General features: G+C 45.9%; 12 protein-coding genes and 1 pseudogene. 10 read left to right on the forward strand and 3 right to left on the reverse strand.

Annotated elements, in window-relative coordinates; all coding sequences use genetic code 11:
• Window positions 1-95 precede the first annotated feature (95 nt).
• Window positions 96-761, reverse strand: coding sequence for an SOS response-associated peptidase (locus tag H2C83_RS10315; protein ID WP_181740410.1), 666 nt, complete (start codon window positions 759-761; stop codon window positions 96-98).
• Between the two features lie 363 nt (window positions 762-1124).
• Between H2C83_RS10315 and H2C83_RS10320 the strand changes: the two are divergent.
• From H2C83_RS10320 to ric, 10 genes and pseudogenes are all read left to right on the forward strand, one after another.
• Window positions 1125-1529: pseudogene (locus tag H2C83_RS10320) on the forward strand (DUF4272 domain-containing protein); the annotation flags it as partial.
• Between the two features lie 116 nt (window positions 1530-1645).
• Window positions 1646-2221, forward strand: a complete 576-nt coding sequence (locus tag H2C83_RS10325) for an LOG family protein (RefSeq protein ID WP_181740414.1) — start codon at window positions 1646-1648, stop codon at window positions 2219-2221.
• Between the two features lie 426 nt (window positions 2222-2647).
• Window positions 2648-4609: a sigma-54-dependent Fis family transcriptional regulator gene (locus H2C83_RS10330; protein WP_181740416.1), complete on the forward strand. Its 1962-nt coding sequence runs from the start codon at window positions 2648-2650 to the stop codon at window positions 4607-4609.
• 252 nt (window positions 4610-4861) lie between these two features.
• Entirely contained in the window at window positions 4862-7000 is a 2139-nt protein-coding gene (locus H2C83_RS10335; RefSeq protein WP_281364140.1) for a hydantoinase/oxoprolinase family protein, read from the forward strand.
• A gap of 12 nt (window positions 7001-7012) precedes the next feature.
• Window positions 7013-9289 carry a hydantoinase B/oxoprolinase family protein gene (locus H2C83_RS10340; RefSeq protein WP_181740418.1) on the forward strand — a complete coding sequence of 759 codons (2277 nt, stop codon included), beginning with the start codon at window positions 7013-7015 and terminating at the stop codon, window positions 9287-9289.
• Window positions 9290-9331: 42 nt separating this feature from the next.
• Window positions 9332-9838 carry an acetone carboxylase subunit gamma gene (locus H2C83_RS10345; protein WP_181740420.1) on the forward strand — a complete coding sequence of 169 codons (507 nt, stop codon included), beginning with the start codon at window positions 9332-9334 and terminating at the stop codon, window positions 9836-9838.
• A 197-nt stretch (window positions 9839-10035) separates the two neighbouring features.
• The gene (locus H2C83_RS10350) at window positions 10036-10437 is read left to right on the forward strand and encodes a TetR/AcrR family transcriptional regulator (protein ID WP_181740422.1); all 402 of its coding nucleotides are present in this window, start codon (window positions 10036-10038) and stop codon (window positions 10435-10437) included.
• Window positions 10438-10453: 16 nt separating this feature from the next.
• Window positions 10454-10687, forward strand: a complete 234-nt coding sequence (locus H2C83_RS10355; protein WP_181740424.1) for a hypothetical protein — start codon at window positions 10454-10456, stop codon at window positions 10685-10687.
• 51 nt (window positions 10688-10738) lie between these two features.
• Window positions 10739-13417: a phosphoenolpyruvate synthase gene (locus H2C83_RS10360; protein ID WP_246333854.1), complete on the forward strand. Its 2679-nt coding sequence runs from the start codon at window positions 10739-10741 to the stop codon at window positions 13415-13417.
• A 492-nt stretch (window positions 13418-13909) separates the two neighbouring features.
• Window positions 13910-14620: an iron-sulfur cluster repair di-iron protein gene (gene ric / locus H2C83_RS10365; protein ID WP_181740426.1), complete on the forward strand. Its 711-nt coding sequence runs from the start codon at window positions 13910-13912 to the stop codon at window positions 14618-14620.
• Between the two features lie 110 nt (window positions 14621-14730).
• Here ric and H2C83_RS10370 read toward each other — a convergent pair whose 3' ends face one another.
• Both H2C83_RS10370 and H2C83_RS10375 read right to left on the reverse strand, forming a co-directional pair.
• Window positions 14731-16056: an MATE family efflux transporter gene (locus tag H2C83_RS10370; protein WP_246333858.1), complete on the reverse strand. Its 1326-nt coding sequence runs from the start codon at window positions 16054-16056 to the stop codon at window positions 14731-14733.
• A gap of 570 nt (window positions 16057-16626) precedes the next feature.
• Window positions 16627-17409 (reverse strand): ATP-binding cassette domain-containing protein, encoded by a 783-nt coding sequence (locus H2C83_RS10375; RefSeq protein ID WP_220184107.1) that lies wholly within the window; start codon window positions 17407-17409, stop codon window positions 16627-16629.
• Between the last annotated feature and the right edge of the window lie 5 nt (window positions 17410-17414).

The following is a 17414-nucleotide window of genomic DNA, read 5'->3' on the forward strand; positions in this document are numbered from 1 at the left end:
AGACATGGCAAAGGGGGATGATTCCCTTTGCCGTTTTATTTGGTCAATTATCCCTGATTCAATCAATTTCTTTAAAAACTGGTCCGGGCGCAGCTTCACGAAAGATCAACCGGTTCTTTCAGCGACGGATCGTCATTCCGCGGGGAATTGACCAGCGGTGACACCGGGTATGCTTCCATTTCCTTCTCCGGATAGGGGAGAAAAAGCGATTGCAGGTAGTCGGGATCAGTGTCCGGGTGAAGCCACAGCTCCCAGGCATCTTCGGGCAGGATGAGCGGCATCCGATTGTGGACTTTCCTGGCAAGCGAATTGGGTTCCACCGTGATGATGGTGCAGGAAACAAGAGTTTCATTGCCATGCTTCCACCGGTCCCATAACCCTGCAAAGACAAAGGGTTCTCCGTTTTTCAGCTGGAAGCGGTAAGGCTGTTTCCTCTCTCCAAGCCTTTTCCATTCGTAAAACCCGTCAGCTGGAATCAGGCAGCGCTGTTTTCGAAAAGGATATTTATATGCCGGTTTTGCAGCCAGTGTTTCTGCCCTGGCGTTAATCATCTTGTAGCCGATTCGGATATCTTTGGCCCAAAAAGGAACAAGCCCCCATCTCATTGATTTTCCCGTACGCCCGTTCTTTCCGTGGACGATTGCAAGAACAGGCTGGCTAGGCGCAATATTGTATCGCGGGCTTATGTTATCTGCAAAAATAAACTGGAATTTCTCCATTAATCGGGTCAACTCGGTGGCAAGAGAAAAACGACCGCACATGGGATCACCCCGTTTAAGGATTTGTGTGAAAATAATCGCTGAACTTGTTTTACAAGTTGAATGTATCATGATCGGAGTCTGATGACAAAGTTCCCCGAAGCGGTAAAGCTGATGATCATACGAACAAAGATGATAAAGTTATTTTAAGATAATCATCACTTTTAACAGCTGGAATAAAATTCTCTTTTTCGATAAAATAACAGGATAAAATATTCAAATATAAAGGAGATTAATCCGATGGCCGATGCTGAACCAAACAAGCAAGTCGTTGTTGATCCGGACAGCGAACGAGTCCTGATGATATTCAATTTCCCTGTTTATCCCACAAAAGATGAAATCCGTCCCCGTTGAGCCAGGGAAGTAGCCAAAAGGGCCTTGTCTCTTCATCTGTTATTGGGAGTAATCTTTTTCAAGGAACCGGATAAGGTTGTAAAGTGGGCTGTGGATGAGGGATTATGGGATTCCCTGAGTCCCCTGGAACAACATATCTTTCGTGTGCCGATTTCTGACCTCAGTCCGGATGAGAAAAAGCGGAAACAACAGACAATGCAGTCCAACATGCTGATCTGGCGAATAGAGGGGTTGCTCACGTTGTTATGGGGCATGGGACTGGTGGAAAAGCTGGAATTGCCTGTTGAACGTTTTACCAACCAACAGGTTAAAGCCTATGAAAAAGAGGAAGAACTGCCATTTGACATGATGGTTACATATGAGCGGATTAATGCCTTAAACTGGATTTGCGGACTGATTGGGGAATGGGATGATTAGGAACACTGAATATGAGAAAATCTTCCTGTGGGATCGGGCGGATTTTTAACGTATTTCATTTGTTATTCTCAATTTTTGGTATAACATGGATGTAGCGATAACAGGGGAGTGGTATAATGAAGCGCGTTTGTGTTTTTGCCGGATCCAACCCCGGGAGTAGTCCCGAGTACAGGGAGTCTGCCATTTTATTGGGGCGGGAACTGGTAAAAAAAAGGCTTGAACTGGTATACGGCGGTTCCAGTGTAGGGTTGATGGGAGAGATAGCCAATACGGTATTGGAGCGGGGAGGCATCGTCATCGGTGTGATGCCGAGAAACCTGTTCCGCAAAGAAGTGGTGCATCGAAAGCTGACAAATCTCCATGAAGTAAATGATATGCATGAGAGAAAAGCGAAAATGGGGGAACTGTCTGATGCCTTTGTCGCTTTGCCTGGAGGATTCGGAACACTGGAAGAAATTTTTGAGATTGTCAGCTGGGGACAGATTGGTATTCATCAGAAACCGATCGGCATGCTGAATGTGGCCGGGTATTACGATCCTCTGATTGAGATGATTGAAAAAGGAGTAAAAGGAGGATTTATTCCACCCTCCAACGGGGAAATGATTGTTTGCGAAACAAATCCGGCTTTACTTCTGGAAAAACTTTATACATACAAACCGCCGCAAAAAAGCAAATGGAGTAATCTGGCCTGATCAGCAGGAGCCATCCACACATGCAAATGGATGGCTCGTGGCATTGGCATGTGTGGTGGCGTGTCAGTAACTCTGGAAGCAGGTCAGGAGCATCAACTTTAATCCCGTAACCGAGCCCTTTTTTTAATTGCCAAGATGCTTTTCCTTATCGAGATTCATTTACTCGTTTCGTTTGTCATCCCTGCCCGTCCGCCGGAAAATAAACCAAAATGTTACAATATTTTGTCTTCAGTTCTGTTGAATGTGGAAAATACTGATTCTGCCTGGAGTATGCTTTTATTCGACAAACAAAACGGTTCATAAACAAATTAGAATAAATAAAAGGAATTTAGAATATTTAGTCTAATTAATCAATATAGAATTTTATGGATTTAATTCGCCCGAAAAATATTTGCAAAAGGGTTTTATTTTTTGGAGGGGGGAACAATGAAAAAATCCAATATCTCAGTTTTTTCAATTCGGGATCTTGGAGCCAAAAGCAGGGAATTAAAAAAGATATGGGAAAATTTTTTGTTGGGGGAATCATCCAAAGACAAGCTTAGACAAGTGGTTTACCAATCATGGGAGCGTTGCAGGCATTATGGGGTCAATCCGCACAAACAGGAGACAACCATTGTTTACGATGCCCGGCAGTTGAAAAAAATCCTGAACCAGTCAAAACTTTTTAATGCAGCACTCCCAGTGCTTCACAACTTGAAAAGGCAAACAGAAAATACAGGCTATATCGTTACTTTGTGCGATCGTTTCGGGCGTATCATTTATTTGGATGGAGATCCCCAGACTTTGCGACAAGCCGAAAAAATGAACTTTGTCCAAGGTGCAGACTGGAGTGAGAAGAAGGCAGGCACCAATGCAATTGGTACCTGCATTAAAATTTCCGAACCAATCCAGATCTTTGCTGCGGAGCATTATTGCGAAGGGGTGCATCCCTGGACCTGTTCCTCCGCTCCAATTTACGACCCGTTAACCGGGGAACTGTTGGGAGTTATTGATTTAACCGGCAAATGGATGGACGTCCAGCCACATACGTTGGGAATGGTGGTGGTGAGTGCTCTTTCAGTGCAACAGCGGTTAAAGGAATCTTCCATGATCGTTCGTCAGATTCTGCTACACGAATATTTAAAGGCCATTCATCGCTGGCCCAATGATGCGGTCATCGTAATGGATCAGGCGATGAATGTGGTAGAAGGAAACAAACGGGCATGCAAGCTGCTTGAAATCGGCTCATTTCAGGAACTGGAGAACAACCGGGAGTGGATTGAAAGCCTGAATCATTTGCTCTCTAGCAATGGCAACCAGAAGGAACAGGAATGGCAACTTCCCTCACTGAATTTGCGGGTTTACGCATCTGTGATTACCCATGAAGGGGAACGGGCCGGATTTCTGTTACACTTGCAGAGAAACTTGCTAAATAACAGCATCATCCACAAAAGCGAACAACCTGCCTGGCAGGGTATTATCGGGAAATCCCGGGCGATCAGGCAGTTGATTCACAAATGCCAGATTGTGGCCAATACTTTTGTGCCTGTTCTCATTACCGGAGAAAGCGGTACGGGCAAGGAGCGATTTGCCCGGGCCATCCATGAATCGAGCGAACAGAAAGATGCCCCGTTTATTGCCGTCAACTGTGGTGCGATTCCCAAAGAACTGATTGCCAGTGAATTGTTTGGCTATGAGCCCGGAACCTTTACAGGCGGCAAAAAGGAAGGCAAAAAAGGGAAATTCGAAGAAGCAGATGGAGGAACCCTGTTTCTGGATGAAGTTGGAGAAATGCCGCTGGAGTTCCAGGTGCATTTGCTTCGGGTTTTGCAGGAACGGGAGGTTGTAAGGCTGGGATCAGCCAAGCCGGTTCCCGTTCGTGTCCGGGTCATTGCGGCAACGAATCAGAACCTGGAGGAGATGATGAAAGCCGGTTTGTTTCGTAGAGACCTGTATTATCGTCTCAATGTGGTCTCATTGCATATTCCTCCCCTGAATGAGAGGCTGGAAGATATCCCGCTTTTGGCGGACTATTTTGTAAAACAGTTCAAGGAGCAGCACAAAAAGGAAATAGAGGGAATAGCAGAGGAAACATTGTCTTTGTTAAAATCCTGTTTCTGGCCGGGGAATGTCAGGGAATTGCAGAATGTTCTGGAGTACGGAGTATTGTTTTGTGATGAGAAAGAAATTCAGATTCATCACTTGCCTCCTGCACTGCAAAAAAACAGTCCGGTTGCAAAAAAAGAGCAAATACCCGACTGGAACCTTATTGAAAATGAAGAAAGGAAGGTGTTGCTCGGCCTTCTGGATGAGACTGGTGGGAATTTGTCAGAAGTGGCACGAAGGATGAAGATCGCCCGCACTACACTTTATCGGCGACTAAAAAAATATCAGATTCAGACAAACTAAAAGCCCCGTGACATAAGGGGTTTTTTTGCTGTTCAACTGACTTGTTGTATCGCTACAACTGTATCGGATTGCTACAGTTTGTCCGCAAATCCTGGTCAGGGATAACCAGAAGCGGATGTAAAACCGGGAAATATTTTTTTATCAGGTTGGCATCCAATTTGCTTTATAGAAAAGTGAGCAGACAGGATGTCAGCAATCAGGGGACTGGCGTCAATATGTCTGGATTCAATAACGAGAAGGGAGAGAGGTTGATTGGAAAAGAATTCGCAAATTTTGGCCATTGACGCCGGGGGAACAATGACAGACACCTTCATTATTGATGACCAGGGAGAGTTCGTGGTTGGAAAAGCTCAGTCAACACCATATGATGAGTCCATTGGCCTGATTAATTCCGCAAAAGACGCGCTCAGTTATTGGGACACATCGGTTGAAACAGAGTTTCCGAAACTCCTGGCCGGGGTCTATTCCGGTACCGCGATGCTCAACCGTCTGGTTCAACGGAGAGGACGCCGGGTTGGACTGATTGTCAATAAAGGCATGGAAGATTTTCATCGCATGGGAAGAGCTATTCAGGCTTATCTGGGCTATTCTTATTCAGACCGTTTGCATATTAATACCCACCGGTATGATCCCCCGCTTGTTCCCGGAGAATTGACCCGCGGAGTGACAGAACGGGTTGACCTGTTTGGAAATGTGGTTATTCCACTGTATGAACATGAAGTCGAACCGGCTGTCCGTGAGTTATTGGAAATGGATGTTCAAGCAATTGTGATCAGTTTGCTTCATTCATACCGATATCCTGCACATGAACGGAAAGTAAGGGATATTGCCCGGGAAATGATCAAAAAGTCGGGGAAGGATATTCCTGTTTTCGCTTCCGTTGACTATTATCCGGTACGGAAGGAATCACACCGGACCAATACAACCATCATTGAAGCGTATGCAGCGGACCCATCGCGTGAAACCCTGAAAAAAATCAACCAGCGCATTTCGGAGAAAGGGGCTTCATTTGACCTGCGTGTCATGGCCAGCCATGGCGGCACGATCAGCATCGAAGCAAACGAACTGGCGAGAACGCTGGTATCCGGCCCGATTGGCGGTGTGGTGGGGGCAAAATATCTGGGTGAGTTATTGGGAATCCCCAATATCGCCTGTTCCGATATCGGAGGAACCAGCTTTGACATCGCTTTGATTACACAGGGGGACCTGAGCATAAATCCAAGCCCGGACATGGCACGTCTGGTTCTGTCCCTGCCGTTGGTAGCCATGGATACGGTCGGTGCCGGAGCGGGAAGTTACGTGCGTGTCGATCCCAACTATAAATCCATTACACTTGGTCCGGACAGTGCCGGTTACCGTGTGGGCGTCTGTTATCCGGAAGGCGGGGTTGACACGGTTACAGTTTCTGACTGCCATGTAGTGCTGGGACTGATCAATCCTGACAATTTTCTGGGAGGAGAGGTAAAGCTTTATCCGGAGCGTGCCTATAAAGCGGTGAAAGAACAGATTGCCGATCCGCTGGGGCTGTCGGTGGAAGACGCCGCTTATGGTGTGATTGATTTGCTCGAATCGCAACTCCGAAATTATCTGGAATCGATGATTCTGGGAAAAGGTTATTCGCCATCGCAATATGTCTGTTTCTCATATGGCGGAGGCGGGCCATTGCATACAGCCGGGTATACAAAAGGACTGGGATTTGACAAAGTGATGGTGCCGGCCTGGGCCGCAGGGTTTTCCGCGTTTGGCTGTGCCGCGGCTGATTTTGAATACCGTTATGACAAAACCCTTGACATTAATGTGGATGACGGTGCTGCTGACGAAATCAAGCTGGCGGCAGGGAAGGAATTGCTAGCGGCATGGGAAGAGTTGAAAGAAAAAGTGGGAAACGAGTTTGTGAAAAATCATTTTGCAATGGATGATGTCGATTTCCGACTCTATTTCCGGATGCAATATCAGGGTCAGTTGAACGATCTGGAGATTGAAGCGCCCATTAAAGACTTCCAGGGGGTTAAGGACTGGGATGCGCTGATAGAAGCATTTGAAGAGGTTTATACCCGTGTGTATGCCAAAGCAGCCAGATCTCCGGAGTTGGGCTACAGCATTACGGGCGCCATTGTCAGGGGGCTGGTGGACGTAGTGAAACCCAAAATTCCAAAAGAGGCATTGTCCGGAGAAGAACCACCCAAAGAAGCCTATCTTGGAAAAAGAAAGGTTTATTGGAAAGGCGAATGGACAGAAGTGGACATCTGGGAAATGGAAAAATTGAAAGCCGGCAACCGGATCCGGGCCTTTTCCATTATCGAATCGCCGGCAACCACCTATGTCGTGCCGCCGGGATTTGAGACGGTTCTTGACGAGCATCGTATCTTTCACTTGATTGAAGTGGATTAAGGAGGGAAAAACATGCCCATTCAGATCGATAAAAAGAAAGGTTTTGAACGTAAGCCGATCGGCTGGGACGGAAAAACGTTAAAGCAGATGCGTCAGGAGACGGATGAGATCAGCCGCTTAACAGGCTATTACTGTGGTTTGGACAGATTGCCCTTTAAAGAATCAGATCCGATCCGGTTTGAAAAGATTTTTTCCAAGTTGCGGGGAGGCGTGGTTCACGCCAGGGAAACCGCCAAACGTGTGGCTGCTTCGCCAATTGTGGAGCAGGAAGGGGAACTTTGCTTTACGTTGTATACACCGGAAGCTGATTCCGTGGTTACTTCCACCGGGATCATCATTCATGTGGGTACAATGGGAGCTGCTATCAAATACATGATCCAGAATGATTATGAGGAAAACCCGGGCATCGAGGACGGTGACATTTTCTGTAACAATGATTGTCACATTGGAAATGTTCACCCCTGTGATGTGCATACCATTGTTCCTGTCTTTTGGGAAGGTGAACTGATTGGCTGGGTTGGCGGCGTTACCCACGTCATTGATACGGGTGCCACAGCCCCGGGAAGTATGACGGTGGGACCTGTTACCCGTTATGATGACGGATACCAGGTTGCCTGCCGGAAAATCGGAACAAATGACACCTTGCACAAGGACTGGCTCATCGAAAGCCAGCGCTCGGTTCGGACGAAAAAGTACTGGTTGCTGGATGAGCGGACCCGGATTGCCGGCTGCCACATGATTCGGGATCTGGTGCTTGATATTGTGAGAGAGGAAGGAGTCGACACCTATAAGCATTTTATTCGCGAAGTGATTGAGGACGGGCGCCGCGGATTTATGAACCAGGTGAAGACACTGTTGATTCCGGGGCGCTACCGCCAGGTTTCCTTTGTGGATGTTCCGTACAAAAATCTTGACGTTCCACCGTTTGCCCGCATCAATACCATGATGCACGCACCGACAGAAATGATCATCCATAAGGACGGGAAATTTGAAATCGACTTTGAGGGAGTCAACCGTTGGGGATGGCACAGCTACAATGCCACACCTGTTTCGATTACCAGCGGGATCTGGGTCATGATGTCGCAAACGCTGATTCCGAATGATCGGGTGAACGACGGCGCTTACTACGCAAGTAAATTTGACTTGCCTTACGGTTCCTGGCTAAACCCGGATGATGTACAAACGGCACACAGCTATGCCTGGCATTTCCTCGTCTCTGCCTGGAGTCCATTGTGGCGTGCTTTAAGCCGTCAATATTTTGCCCGCGGTTATCTGGAAGAGGTTAACGCCGGTAACGCCAATACTTCAAACTGGTTACAGGGCGGAGGATACAACCAGTTTAATGAGTCACACGCCGTCAACAGTTTTGAATCAGCGGCGGAAGGCGTTGGAGCCAGTGCCGTAAAGGACGGAATTGACCATGCGGCAGCGATTTGGAACCCCGAAGGAGATATGGGGGATATGGAAATCTGGGAGCTGGCCGAACCGCTTCTCTATTTGGGCAGAAGTATAAAGCCCAACACCGCCGGATACGGGAAGTACCGGGGGGGTTCCGGTTATGAAACTTTGCGGATGGTTTACGGAGCCAAAGACTGGACCATGTTTTTCATGGGCAATGGGTATATTTCCAGCGATTGCGGTTTGATGGGAGGATATCCGGCCGCGGCAGGTTACCGGTTTGAAGCGCATGGGACCAATCTGAAAGAGCGAATTGCCAAGCAACTGCCCATTCCAACCGGAGGAGATACCGACCCCGATCATCCACAGTATGAGCAATTGTTTGAGGCCAGGGAAATTATCCGTGACAAACAGGCAATTACAACGGAAACGATTTTCGAAAATTATGACTTGTATCTGAACTATTTGCGCGGAGGTCCCGGATTTGGAGATCCGCTGGAACGGAAACCCAAGGCGATTGAAGACGATTTGAATGGCGGTTATTTGTTGCCGCGTTATGCGGAAAAAGTTTATGGAGCGGTATTCCATCAGGATAAGAAAGGACATTACACGGTTGATGAAGAAGCGACCGAAAGGCGTCGTCAGGAAATCCGGAAAGAACGCCTGAAACGGGGAACACCAACCAAAAAATGGATGGAAGAAGAACGCAAAAAGATTTTGGAGAAAGAGGCATCGATTCAGGTACGCCACATGTATGCAGGCAGTTTTGCACTCAGCGAAAAATTTACCAATGAATTCAAGGAATTCTGGAACTTGCCGGAAAGCTGGAACTTGCCGGAAGACGAACTGGAGATCCCGGTATTTGGAGCGAAAATCAACAGAAATTCCTGAGTGACGGGCGATGATGATTATTAAAAAACTGGAGGTGTTCAAATGGCTGTTCGGATTGATCGCAAGACGATTGAAGAGTTGATTGACGGTACGATTGATTTTTACAAGCTGAAGGAACTTTTGTCCAATTTCAAGGATAAGGACCGGTTCCAAACCTATTTGAGTATTTTGCAGGAACGGGTACCATGGGATGACCCGATTTTGCTCCCGGCCGGACTGCACCTTTATATCGTGCAAAAAGAAAACGGGGATCGCATTGTCAAATGTGACTGTGGCCATGAATTTTGTGATTACAGGGATAACTGGAAACTGCATGCCCTCGTTTATGTGCGCGATACGGAAGAGAAAATGAATGAGCTTTATCCAAAACTGCTCGCTCCTGACCCAGAGTGGCAGGTCATCCGGGAGTATTACTGTCCAGGGTGTGCCTCGCAACTGGAAGTAGAGGCGGTTGCTCCCTGGTACCCTGTGCTGAAAGATTTCGAACCGGATATTGATACATTTTATGAAGACTGGCTTGGGCTTCCTCTGCCGCTGGGCAAAAAATAAGACAAACGACCGGGGGATGATTGTTCCCCGGTCAATTTATATATTTGGATCAGCAATTTACGCCATTATCCGGAAAGGTGATGTTTCTTATGAAAAGGTTTTTGTTTTCTTTTCATAACATCGGAAGATGAGATAAATATGAACATTTTTCGCATTTTGCGTTAAATTATTGACCATATGGTCAATGGAGGGGCAATATGAAACAGATTTATCAGCAAATCCCTGAAGAGAAAAGAGAAAAAATTCTTCAGGCAGCAATTGCCGAATTTGCGGAACATGGTTATGAGAAAGCGTCTACCAATAAGAACATCCAGGAAGCTTCCATATCCAAGGGACTCCTGTTTCACTACTTTGGCAACAAGAAACATCTGTTTTTGGCTACCTTTGATTACTTTCTGGATCGATATGTCGGTGAAATGATAGAACGGATTCCTCCACTGCCTGACTTGCCGGATGATTTTTTTGAGCGCATCCTTTGCCTGAGTGAATTGAAATACCGGTATTTCTTGCAACATCCGGAAGTTTATTTTTTCTTGCCTACCGCCTACCAACGAATTGTCCAAAAAATTTCCCGGCGAGGCCGAAAAAAGGCATTCTGATTTTCGGGGCATTTCCTTGCACTTTATGCTTGAGCAGATCAACCGTTCAAAATTTCGCGAAGACCTGGATCTTGAAAAGGCGGTTTCTTTTATCTACCTCAGTTTAAAGACGCTTACCCGGCAATGGTTGGACCGGGTAACGAAACAACAACCCGAAAATGCCTTGAACCGGTGGAAGGAGATGTTAAACGAGTATCGGGAAATGCTGGATATCTTTAAAAACGGGGTTTACCAGCGAGGCAAGAAGTAAGGGACAGAAGTCTTGGGTAAATTGATTTCCTTTAAAGGGAAGTGAAAACTGATGAACTATATTCTTCATTTCAATCAAATCGACCGAAAAAGCATACCGCTTGTTGGCGGAAAAGGGGCAAATCTCGGGGAACTGGCCAGAGCCGGGTTTCCGGTCCCACCCGGGTTTTGTGTCACAACTGTCGCTTATCGCCAATGGATTGATGCAAACAGGGAAATGGAACAATGGTTTGACCAGTTAAAGCATTTAAAACCGGAACAGCTTGATGAAATTCGTCGAACAGGAGAGAAAATCCGTGAACAAATTCTGGATGTTCCATTTCCGGACCTGATTAAAGCAGAGATTGTCGAGGCATGGAAAGAGCTGGGCAAGGACTATGCCTATGCTGTCCGATCCAGTGCAACTGCGGAAGATTTGCCGACCGCTTCTTTTGCCGGGCAACAGGAAACTTTTCTCAATGTGAAGGGAGAAATGCCGCTCATCGAAGCGGTCAAGAAATGCTGGGCTTCTCTGTTCACGGATCGCGCAATTTTATATCGCGCTAAAAACGGGCTGGATCATCGGTCTGTATCGATGTCCGTGGTCATTCAGCGGATGATCCTGCCGGAGAGATCCGGAATCATGTTTACACTGGACCCGGTTGCCGGACATCGGCACACCGTTTCCATCGATGCGGGATTCGGACTGGGCGAGGCGCTTGTCTCCGGCATCGTTTCGGCGGATTTGTACAAAGTGCGGAACAATGGGATTGTCCACAGGCAAATCGCCAAAAAAGAAAAAGGGATCTTTCCGGTTGCAGAAGGCGGAACTGAAACCAGGGAACTTCCTCCAGAACTTCAGGAAGAACAGGTGCTGCCGGATGAAAAGATTCTCGAGCTTGCTGCAATCGGCCGCAAAATAGAGAAACATTACGGTTCAGCCCAGGATATCGAGTGGGGGATGGAAGGAAAACAGATCTACATTTTGCAAAGCCGGCCTGTCACTTCGGCATTTCCTGTTCCGCCCGCCAAGGACAACAATTACCGGATCTATTTGTCCCTGGGCCATAAACAAATGATGACAGACTACATGAAGCCGCTGGGAATTTCCGTTATGAGAACATTGGTTCCGCTGGATAAAAGTTCTGCTTGTGATGAAAGCCAGGCTTATGTAGAAGCCGGCGGGAGGCTGTATCTCGATTGTTCTGAAGTGATGTATTCAAAATTTGTACGGCGGAAACTGAGTCAGGTCACCATGCCGGATGATGATCTTTCTGCACTCAAAAAAGCGGTGCTGCGGGAAGGGTTTGAAAAAAGAATTCCGAAAAAAAGGATGACCAGACAGACATTTCGCATATGGAAACTGATATTGGATCTCTATGGCAGACTACTCCCCAGATTGATCAGGATGATGGTTTTTGAAGATCCTGTTATGGTTTACAAAAGGGTTAATTCAGCTTTTGAACAGGAATTGTCCCGTTTACAACAAAGCGTTGATCAGCGGTCCGGAGCGGAACGGATCAGGTACGTCCAGGAACATGTCGGAGGCAAACTGTTTTTCTCCCTGCTGGATTCGTTAGCTTGTACTTTTGTGGGAATTATTGCCCGATCCAAAATTGAACGGCTTGTAAAAAAATGGCTGGGTGAAGAATTAAGTGCTTCCATTCACAAATCTCCCCCCGGGAACGTTACAAGTGAAATGGGTTTGCTGATCGGGGATTTGGCGGATATCGCTAGAGACTATCCGGAAGTGGCAAATTACCTTGAACGTGCCAACGACAGCACTTTTTACAAAGGATTAAGAGAAGTGGAAGGTGGCGATGTATTTAAAGCAGAACTGGACCGTTTTATGGAGAAATTCGGGATGCGCGCCCAGGGGGAAATCGATATCACCAGAGTTCGCTATAAAGAAGCACCGACCATTCTTGTCCCTTCCATCCTGAGCCACATGCGGTCAAACAATCCCAATGAACACCGGGAAAAGTTCGAACAGGGAGCAAAAGAGGCCAATGAGGCTATCCAAAATTTGTTGACAAGGGTCAGGAAAACGAAAGGGGCAAGAAAAGCCAAAAAACTGTCCCATCTTGTGCACCTTTACAGGAACATGACAGGGACCCGTGAATTGCCCAAGTATATGATCATCCGCTATTTTGGTGTTTACCGGGATGCTTTTCTGGAAGAAGAGAAAGTTTTATGTTCGAAAAAGATTATTGACCATAAAGAAGACATATTTTACCTTACTTTCAATGAAATCATTGCCTTGATGGAAAATCGCCTGCATACAGATGTCAAGAAGTTGATTCGTTCCCGAAAACAACTGGAAATGCATTATCAAAAGCTTATCCCGCCCCGCGTCATGACCAGCGATGGAGAAATATTTACTGCCGAAAGAAGCAATACAGAAGCCCCCCCAGGCGCATTGATCGGGATTCCGGTATCAGCTGGCGTTGCAGAAGGATTTGTTAAAGTGGTTCGTCGGTTGGAAGAAGGATCGTTGGGCAAAGGAGATATTTTGGTTGCACCATATACTGACCCGGGTTGGACTCCGTTATTTCATTCGGCCAAAGCACTGGTCACCGAGATCGGGGGCACGATGACCCATGGGGCAGTCGTGGCAAGAGAGTACGGAATTCCCGCTGTTTGCGGTGTAGAAAATGCCACAAAAATATTGAAGGATGGCCAGTATGTCCGTGTTGAAGGAACAAAAGGATATGTTAAGATTCTGGATAAAAAGAATGAATCTGTCTGTTAGTGGAATAGCACCAGTTTAGCTGTTTTTAAGCCGTTTAAGCGGCTTATTTTTTTTAAAAGATCGCTTTCGCACATCTGAATCTATCGTTTTTCCAGAGAGTTATCTGTCCGGGGCAGAATTTATAAAAGTGTGACAAAAAATAAAACTAATCATTCAGTAAATAGTTAGTGTGAATTTCATCACAACCCGAATGGAACCCCTCCCTTTATACTGAACATGCATTCAGAAAAATAAATATAGCGGGGAAGAGAAGTTGTGTCCGAATTCCCTGGCGATTCTGTCCGGTTTTGCCAAGCTAGACGGGATCGTTTTTTATTTACTTAATTTACGGGAATGTGACTTAATTCACTGAGACAATCTTTCGGGTGGTTTAGAATTAGAAGCAGAAATCCGGTTGATAAAGCCCTTCCCGGGAGGGAATGACAGGCACATATTCAATATCAATTAGAAAATATCAAGGTCTTGACTATGAATAAAAGTGAGGTTGTTATAATGAATAGATTTGACGGTACCGAAAAAATTGGTGATATCGTCTCGATTTTTCCCGGAGCCAGCAATTTGTTTAAACAGTTTCAGATTGATTTTTGCTGTGGCGGGAACAGGGAGTTAGCGACAGTGCTTCGTCAGATGGATCTGAATGGAGAAACTTTTCTGGCCGGGTTAAATGAAGCTTATGAAAAGGCCAACCGGCAGGCAGAACAGGACACCGATTGGCGGAATGTTTCTTATGCGGATCTGATCAGCCACGTTGTCAATACCCATCATGCATATTTAAATAATGAATTGCCTGTTTTAAGCCAATTCGTTACCAAAATTCTGCGTGTCCACGGCCGGAATCATCCGGAGCTGACTTCCTTGCACCGTGTGTTTCATCAATTGAAAATGGATCTGGAGCAACATCTGGTTAGCGAAGAAGAAGTTGTTTTTCCGCTGATTCTCGAGTATGAAAAAACAGGTTCTGTGGCCGCTTTGGAGAAAGCTTTGCAAAAAATTGATGAACTGGAATCAGAACATGACGATGCCGGTGATCTCCTCAAAGAGATGAGAAAGATTACAGATCGATATACGTTGCCGGAAGGGGCATGCCGAACCTATACGCTTACCTTCCAAAAGCTTGAACAGTTGGAATCGGATATGTTCCAGCACGTTCACCTGGAAAACAATATTATGTTCCCTCGTCTTCGTGAAGAACTGAAGAACTGATAAAGCCCCTGACCATTAAAGGAAGAACGATTACAGGCTTGATTTGTGAAAAAAGCAGCTGTCCTCCATTAAAAAGGGCAGCTGCTTTATCGATTTATGAATCCGCTTCTTCAAGCCTCGTCAAAGAAACGCCGATGCGTTTTCCCTTTCCAGAACTTGTGATAATACACATACTGTCCAATCAGGGAAACAGTAAAGGAAACGGGATAGGCCATCCAAACTCCGTACAGGCCAAAAAACTTCGATAAAATATACGCCGAAGGGATTTCTGTGACAATCACAGCGGTAATAATAATCAGTGTCGGCCAGAAGACGGTTCCGCTGGATCGCATCAAACCCGACAAAATGATGTTGTGTCCCAGCAATATAAAAGCCCATAAAGTGAAATACAGCGATTTTTGTGCAATTTCAATCGTAGACGGATCAGTCAGGAAAATTGACAGCACCTGTCTGCTAAACAGATAGATGATTCCGGTTAAAAGGATTCCAATGATGTAATTCATCCGGACCGTTGTTTTTACCAGTTCATCCAAACGTCCCTGAAGATTGGCTCCGATCATTTGCGCTCCAAAGATCCCGATGGCAATCGCCAGACTCATCGCCGGGATGTGTACATAGTTAATCACCTGGTTAATCACGCCATAGGCAGCAGTTGCCTGTGGGCCAAAATGGTTGACAAAGGTGACGATGGCAATTTCCGAGATGGAGATCACGATCATCTGGATGCTTGTCGGCAGTCCGATTTTTATCATTAACCGTAAAATTTGCGGATCCAGTTTCAGCTTCTTGACCGTTGTTTTGTCCAGTGCCAGGGGATGCCCGATTTTTAACAGATAGATAACCAAAAGGATAAATGTGATGATACTGGCAACGATTTGTGCCAGCGCGGCGCCTTCCAGCCCCATTTTTGGCACACCCCATCCAAACAGGAACAGCGGCGTGAGCAGGATGGTAAGTACGGTGCTGATAATAAGGAAATAAAAAGGTGTTTTGGAATCACCGGTTCCGCGCAAAAGAGTCGTATAGATCACATAAGGAAACAAGAAAGGCAGTCCTGAAAAAAGCATATGCATGTAGCTGGCGGAATCCCGTTTGATTTCTTCCGGAATCTCAATTAATGACAGCAATTGATCAGAAAACAGAAGCCCGATGGTTAGAGAAAACAGACCCAGAATAAAACTGAAAGAAAGAGAAGTACCAACTGTCGACTTCATTCTCTCCATGTTTTTGCTGCCATGAGCCTGACCGATCAGGATGGAACTGGCGCTCCCCAGGCCCGTTACAAAAGAGATCAGGAAGAAGGCCAGCGGAAGGACTGTACTGGCTGCCGCCAGGGCGTTTTCTCCCAAATGTTTGCCGATCAGAACGGAACTGACGGTTCCGCCCAGGGACTGCAAGATATTGCTGTAAATTAGCGGCATGAGAAAGATGAACATCGTTTTCCACAATGGAAGAGAAAAATCAATGGTATGTTCTTTTTTGGATGAAAAAGAAACTTTATTATTGGAAATGGCATGGCTCTCGTGTGACACAGTTATCTTCCCCCTTTCAGTTTTGGTTTGATCACACCGAGTTTCCATACTTGTCAAATAAATAAAAGTTTGGATTTAAAGTTCGGACTTACGGAAATCGGTCTTTCTAAATTCTTATTACAAAGAATCTTATAATATAAGAGATAAATTTCTTATTCGTTATTTGATTATACTTTCCTTTAAAAAGAACAAATGCAAATATCCAGATCAACCAGTAACTTTTGCTGAATCCAACTTACCAACTATACTATAAAAAATATATAAAAGGAAGCATTTTCTAATTTCCATGAATTGTTATTTTTTGAAACAACAGCTTTGTCAGAGAAGGGTGACCGTAAATCGGTTCGAAAATACAAAAACCCAGCCACAAGGGTTGGGTTTGTATAAAAAGTCAGACTGGTAGTCATCTCCGGTTTGATCAGCTTCTATAAGTAATGGGCAGGGTTGGGAAGAAATTTTTGTCCATTCCTTTCATTATATAGAGAAGTTTTGTCCGCTTGCCGGTTCCCCGATATTGGTGAAGCATCCATAACCTGATCCAGGATATTTCCAACCAGTGAAGCAAAGACCGGATGATTCCGCCTGGGGTCGTGGAAGTGGAACCTGTATGTCCATCCCCACTTTTCCGTCCTTGATCAAGATAACCCGGTCAGCCAATACCACTGCTTCTTCCACATCGTGGGTAACCAGGATGGATGTGAATTTCTGTTCTTGCCAAAGTTCTTCAATCAATTGTTGCATTTCGATCCGTGTCAATGCGTCCAGGGCGCCCAAAGGCTCATCCAGCAACAGCAGCCGGGGACGGCTCACCAGAGCCCGGGCCAGGGCTACCCGCTGGCGTTGCCCGCCGGAGAGTATATTCGGCCATTCATCTTTGTAGTTTATCAAACCGACTCGCTGAAGGATTTCATTGGTTTGTTCTTTTCTTTTTTCTTTATTTTTGTCACTGATTCCCAGTGCTACATTTTCAAAAACCCTTTTCCACGGCAAAAGGCGGGCTTCCTGAAACATCATCCTGGCATCAGAATTCAAACCGGAGATCGGTTGTCCGTCCTGAAGCATCATTCCTGCACTGGGTTTTTCGATTCCTGCAATCAAGCGGAGCATAGTGCTTTTTCCACTGCCGGACCTCCCCACGACAGCAATGAATTCACCAGGTTCAATCTGAAGGTTGACTTGATCAAGAACCGGGTTATTGCCGAATTTTTTTTGTAACCCCTGTATTTTCAGCATGGTCCCTGAAATTTTGTTGTTCATTGAAA

It is taken from the genome of Thermoactinomyces mirandus (assembly GCF_013868055.1).
Lineage (GTDB): Bacteria > Bacillota > Bacilli > Thermoactinomycetales > Thermoactinomycetaceae > Thermoactinomyces > Thermoactinomyces mirandus.

Coding starts and splice junctions, on each gene's coding strand:
- H2C83_RS10315 (WP_181740410.1), bottom strand. CDS start 761: ATGTGCGGTCGTTTTTCTCTTGCCACCGAGTTGACCCGATTAATGGAG.
- H2C83_RS10325 (WP_181740414.1), top strand. CDS start 1,646: ATGAAGCGCGTTTGTGTTTTTGCCGGATCCAACCCCGGGAGTAGTCCC.
- H2C83_RS10330 (WP_181740416.1), top strand. CDS start 2,648: ATGAAAAAATCCAATATCTCAGTTTTTTCAATTCGGGATCTTGGAGCC.
- H2C83_RS10340 (WP_181740418.1), top strand. CDS start 7,013: ATGCCCATTCAGATCGATAAAAAGAAAGGTTTTGAACGTAAGCCGATC.
- H2C83_RS10345 (WP_181740420.1), top strand. CDS start 9,332: ATGGCTGTTCGGATTGATCGCAAGACGATTGAAGAGTTGATTGACGGT.
- H2C83_RS10350 (WP_181740422.1), top strand. CDS start 10,036: ATGAAACAGATTTATCAGCAAATCCCTGAAGAGAAAAGAGAAAAAATT.
- H2C83_RS10360 (WP_246333854.1), top strand. CDS start 10,739: ATGAACTATATTCTTCATTTCAATCAAATCGACCGAAAAAGCATACCG.
- ric (WP_181740426.1), top strand. CDS start 13,910: ATGAATAGATTTGACGGTACCGAAAAAATTGGTGATATCGTCTCGATT.
- H2C83_RS10370 (WP_246333858.1), bottom strand. CDS start 16,056: ATGTTCATCTTTCTCATGCCGCTAATTTACAGCAATATCTTGCAGTCC.
- H2C83_RS10375 (WP_220184107.1), bottom strand. CDS start 17,409: ATGAACAACAAAATTTCAGGGACCATGCTGAAAATACAGGGGTTACAA.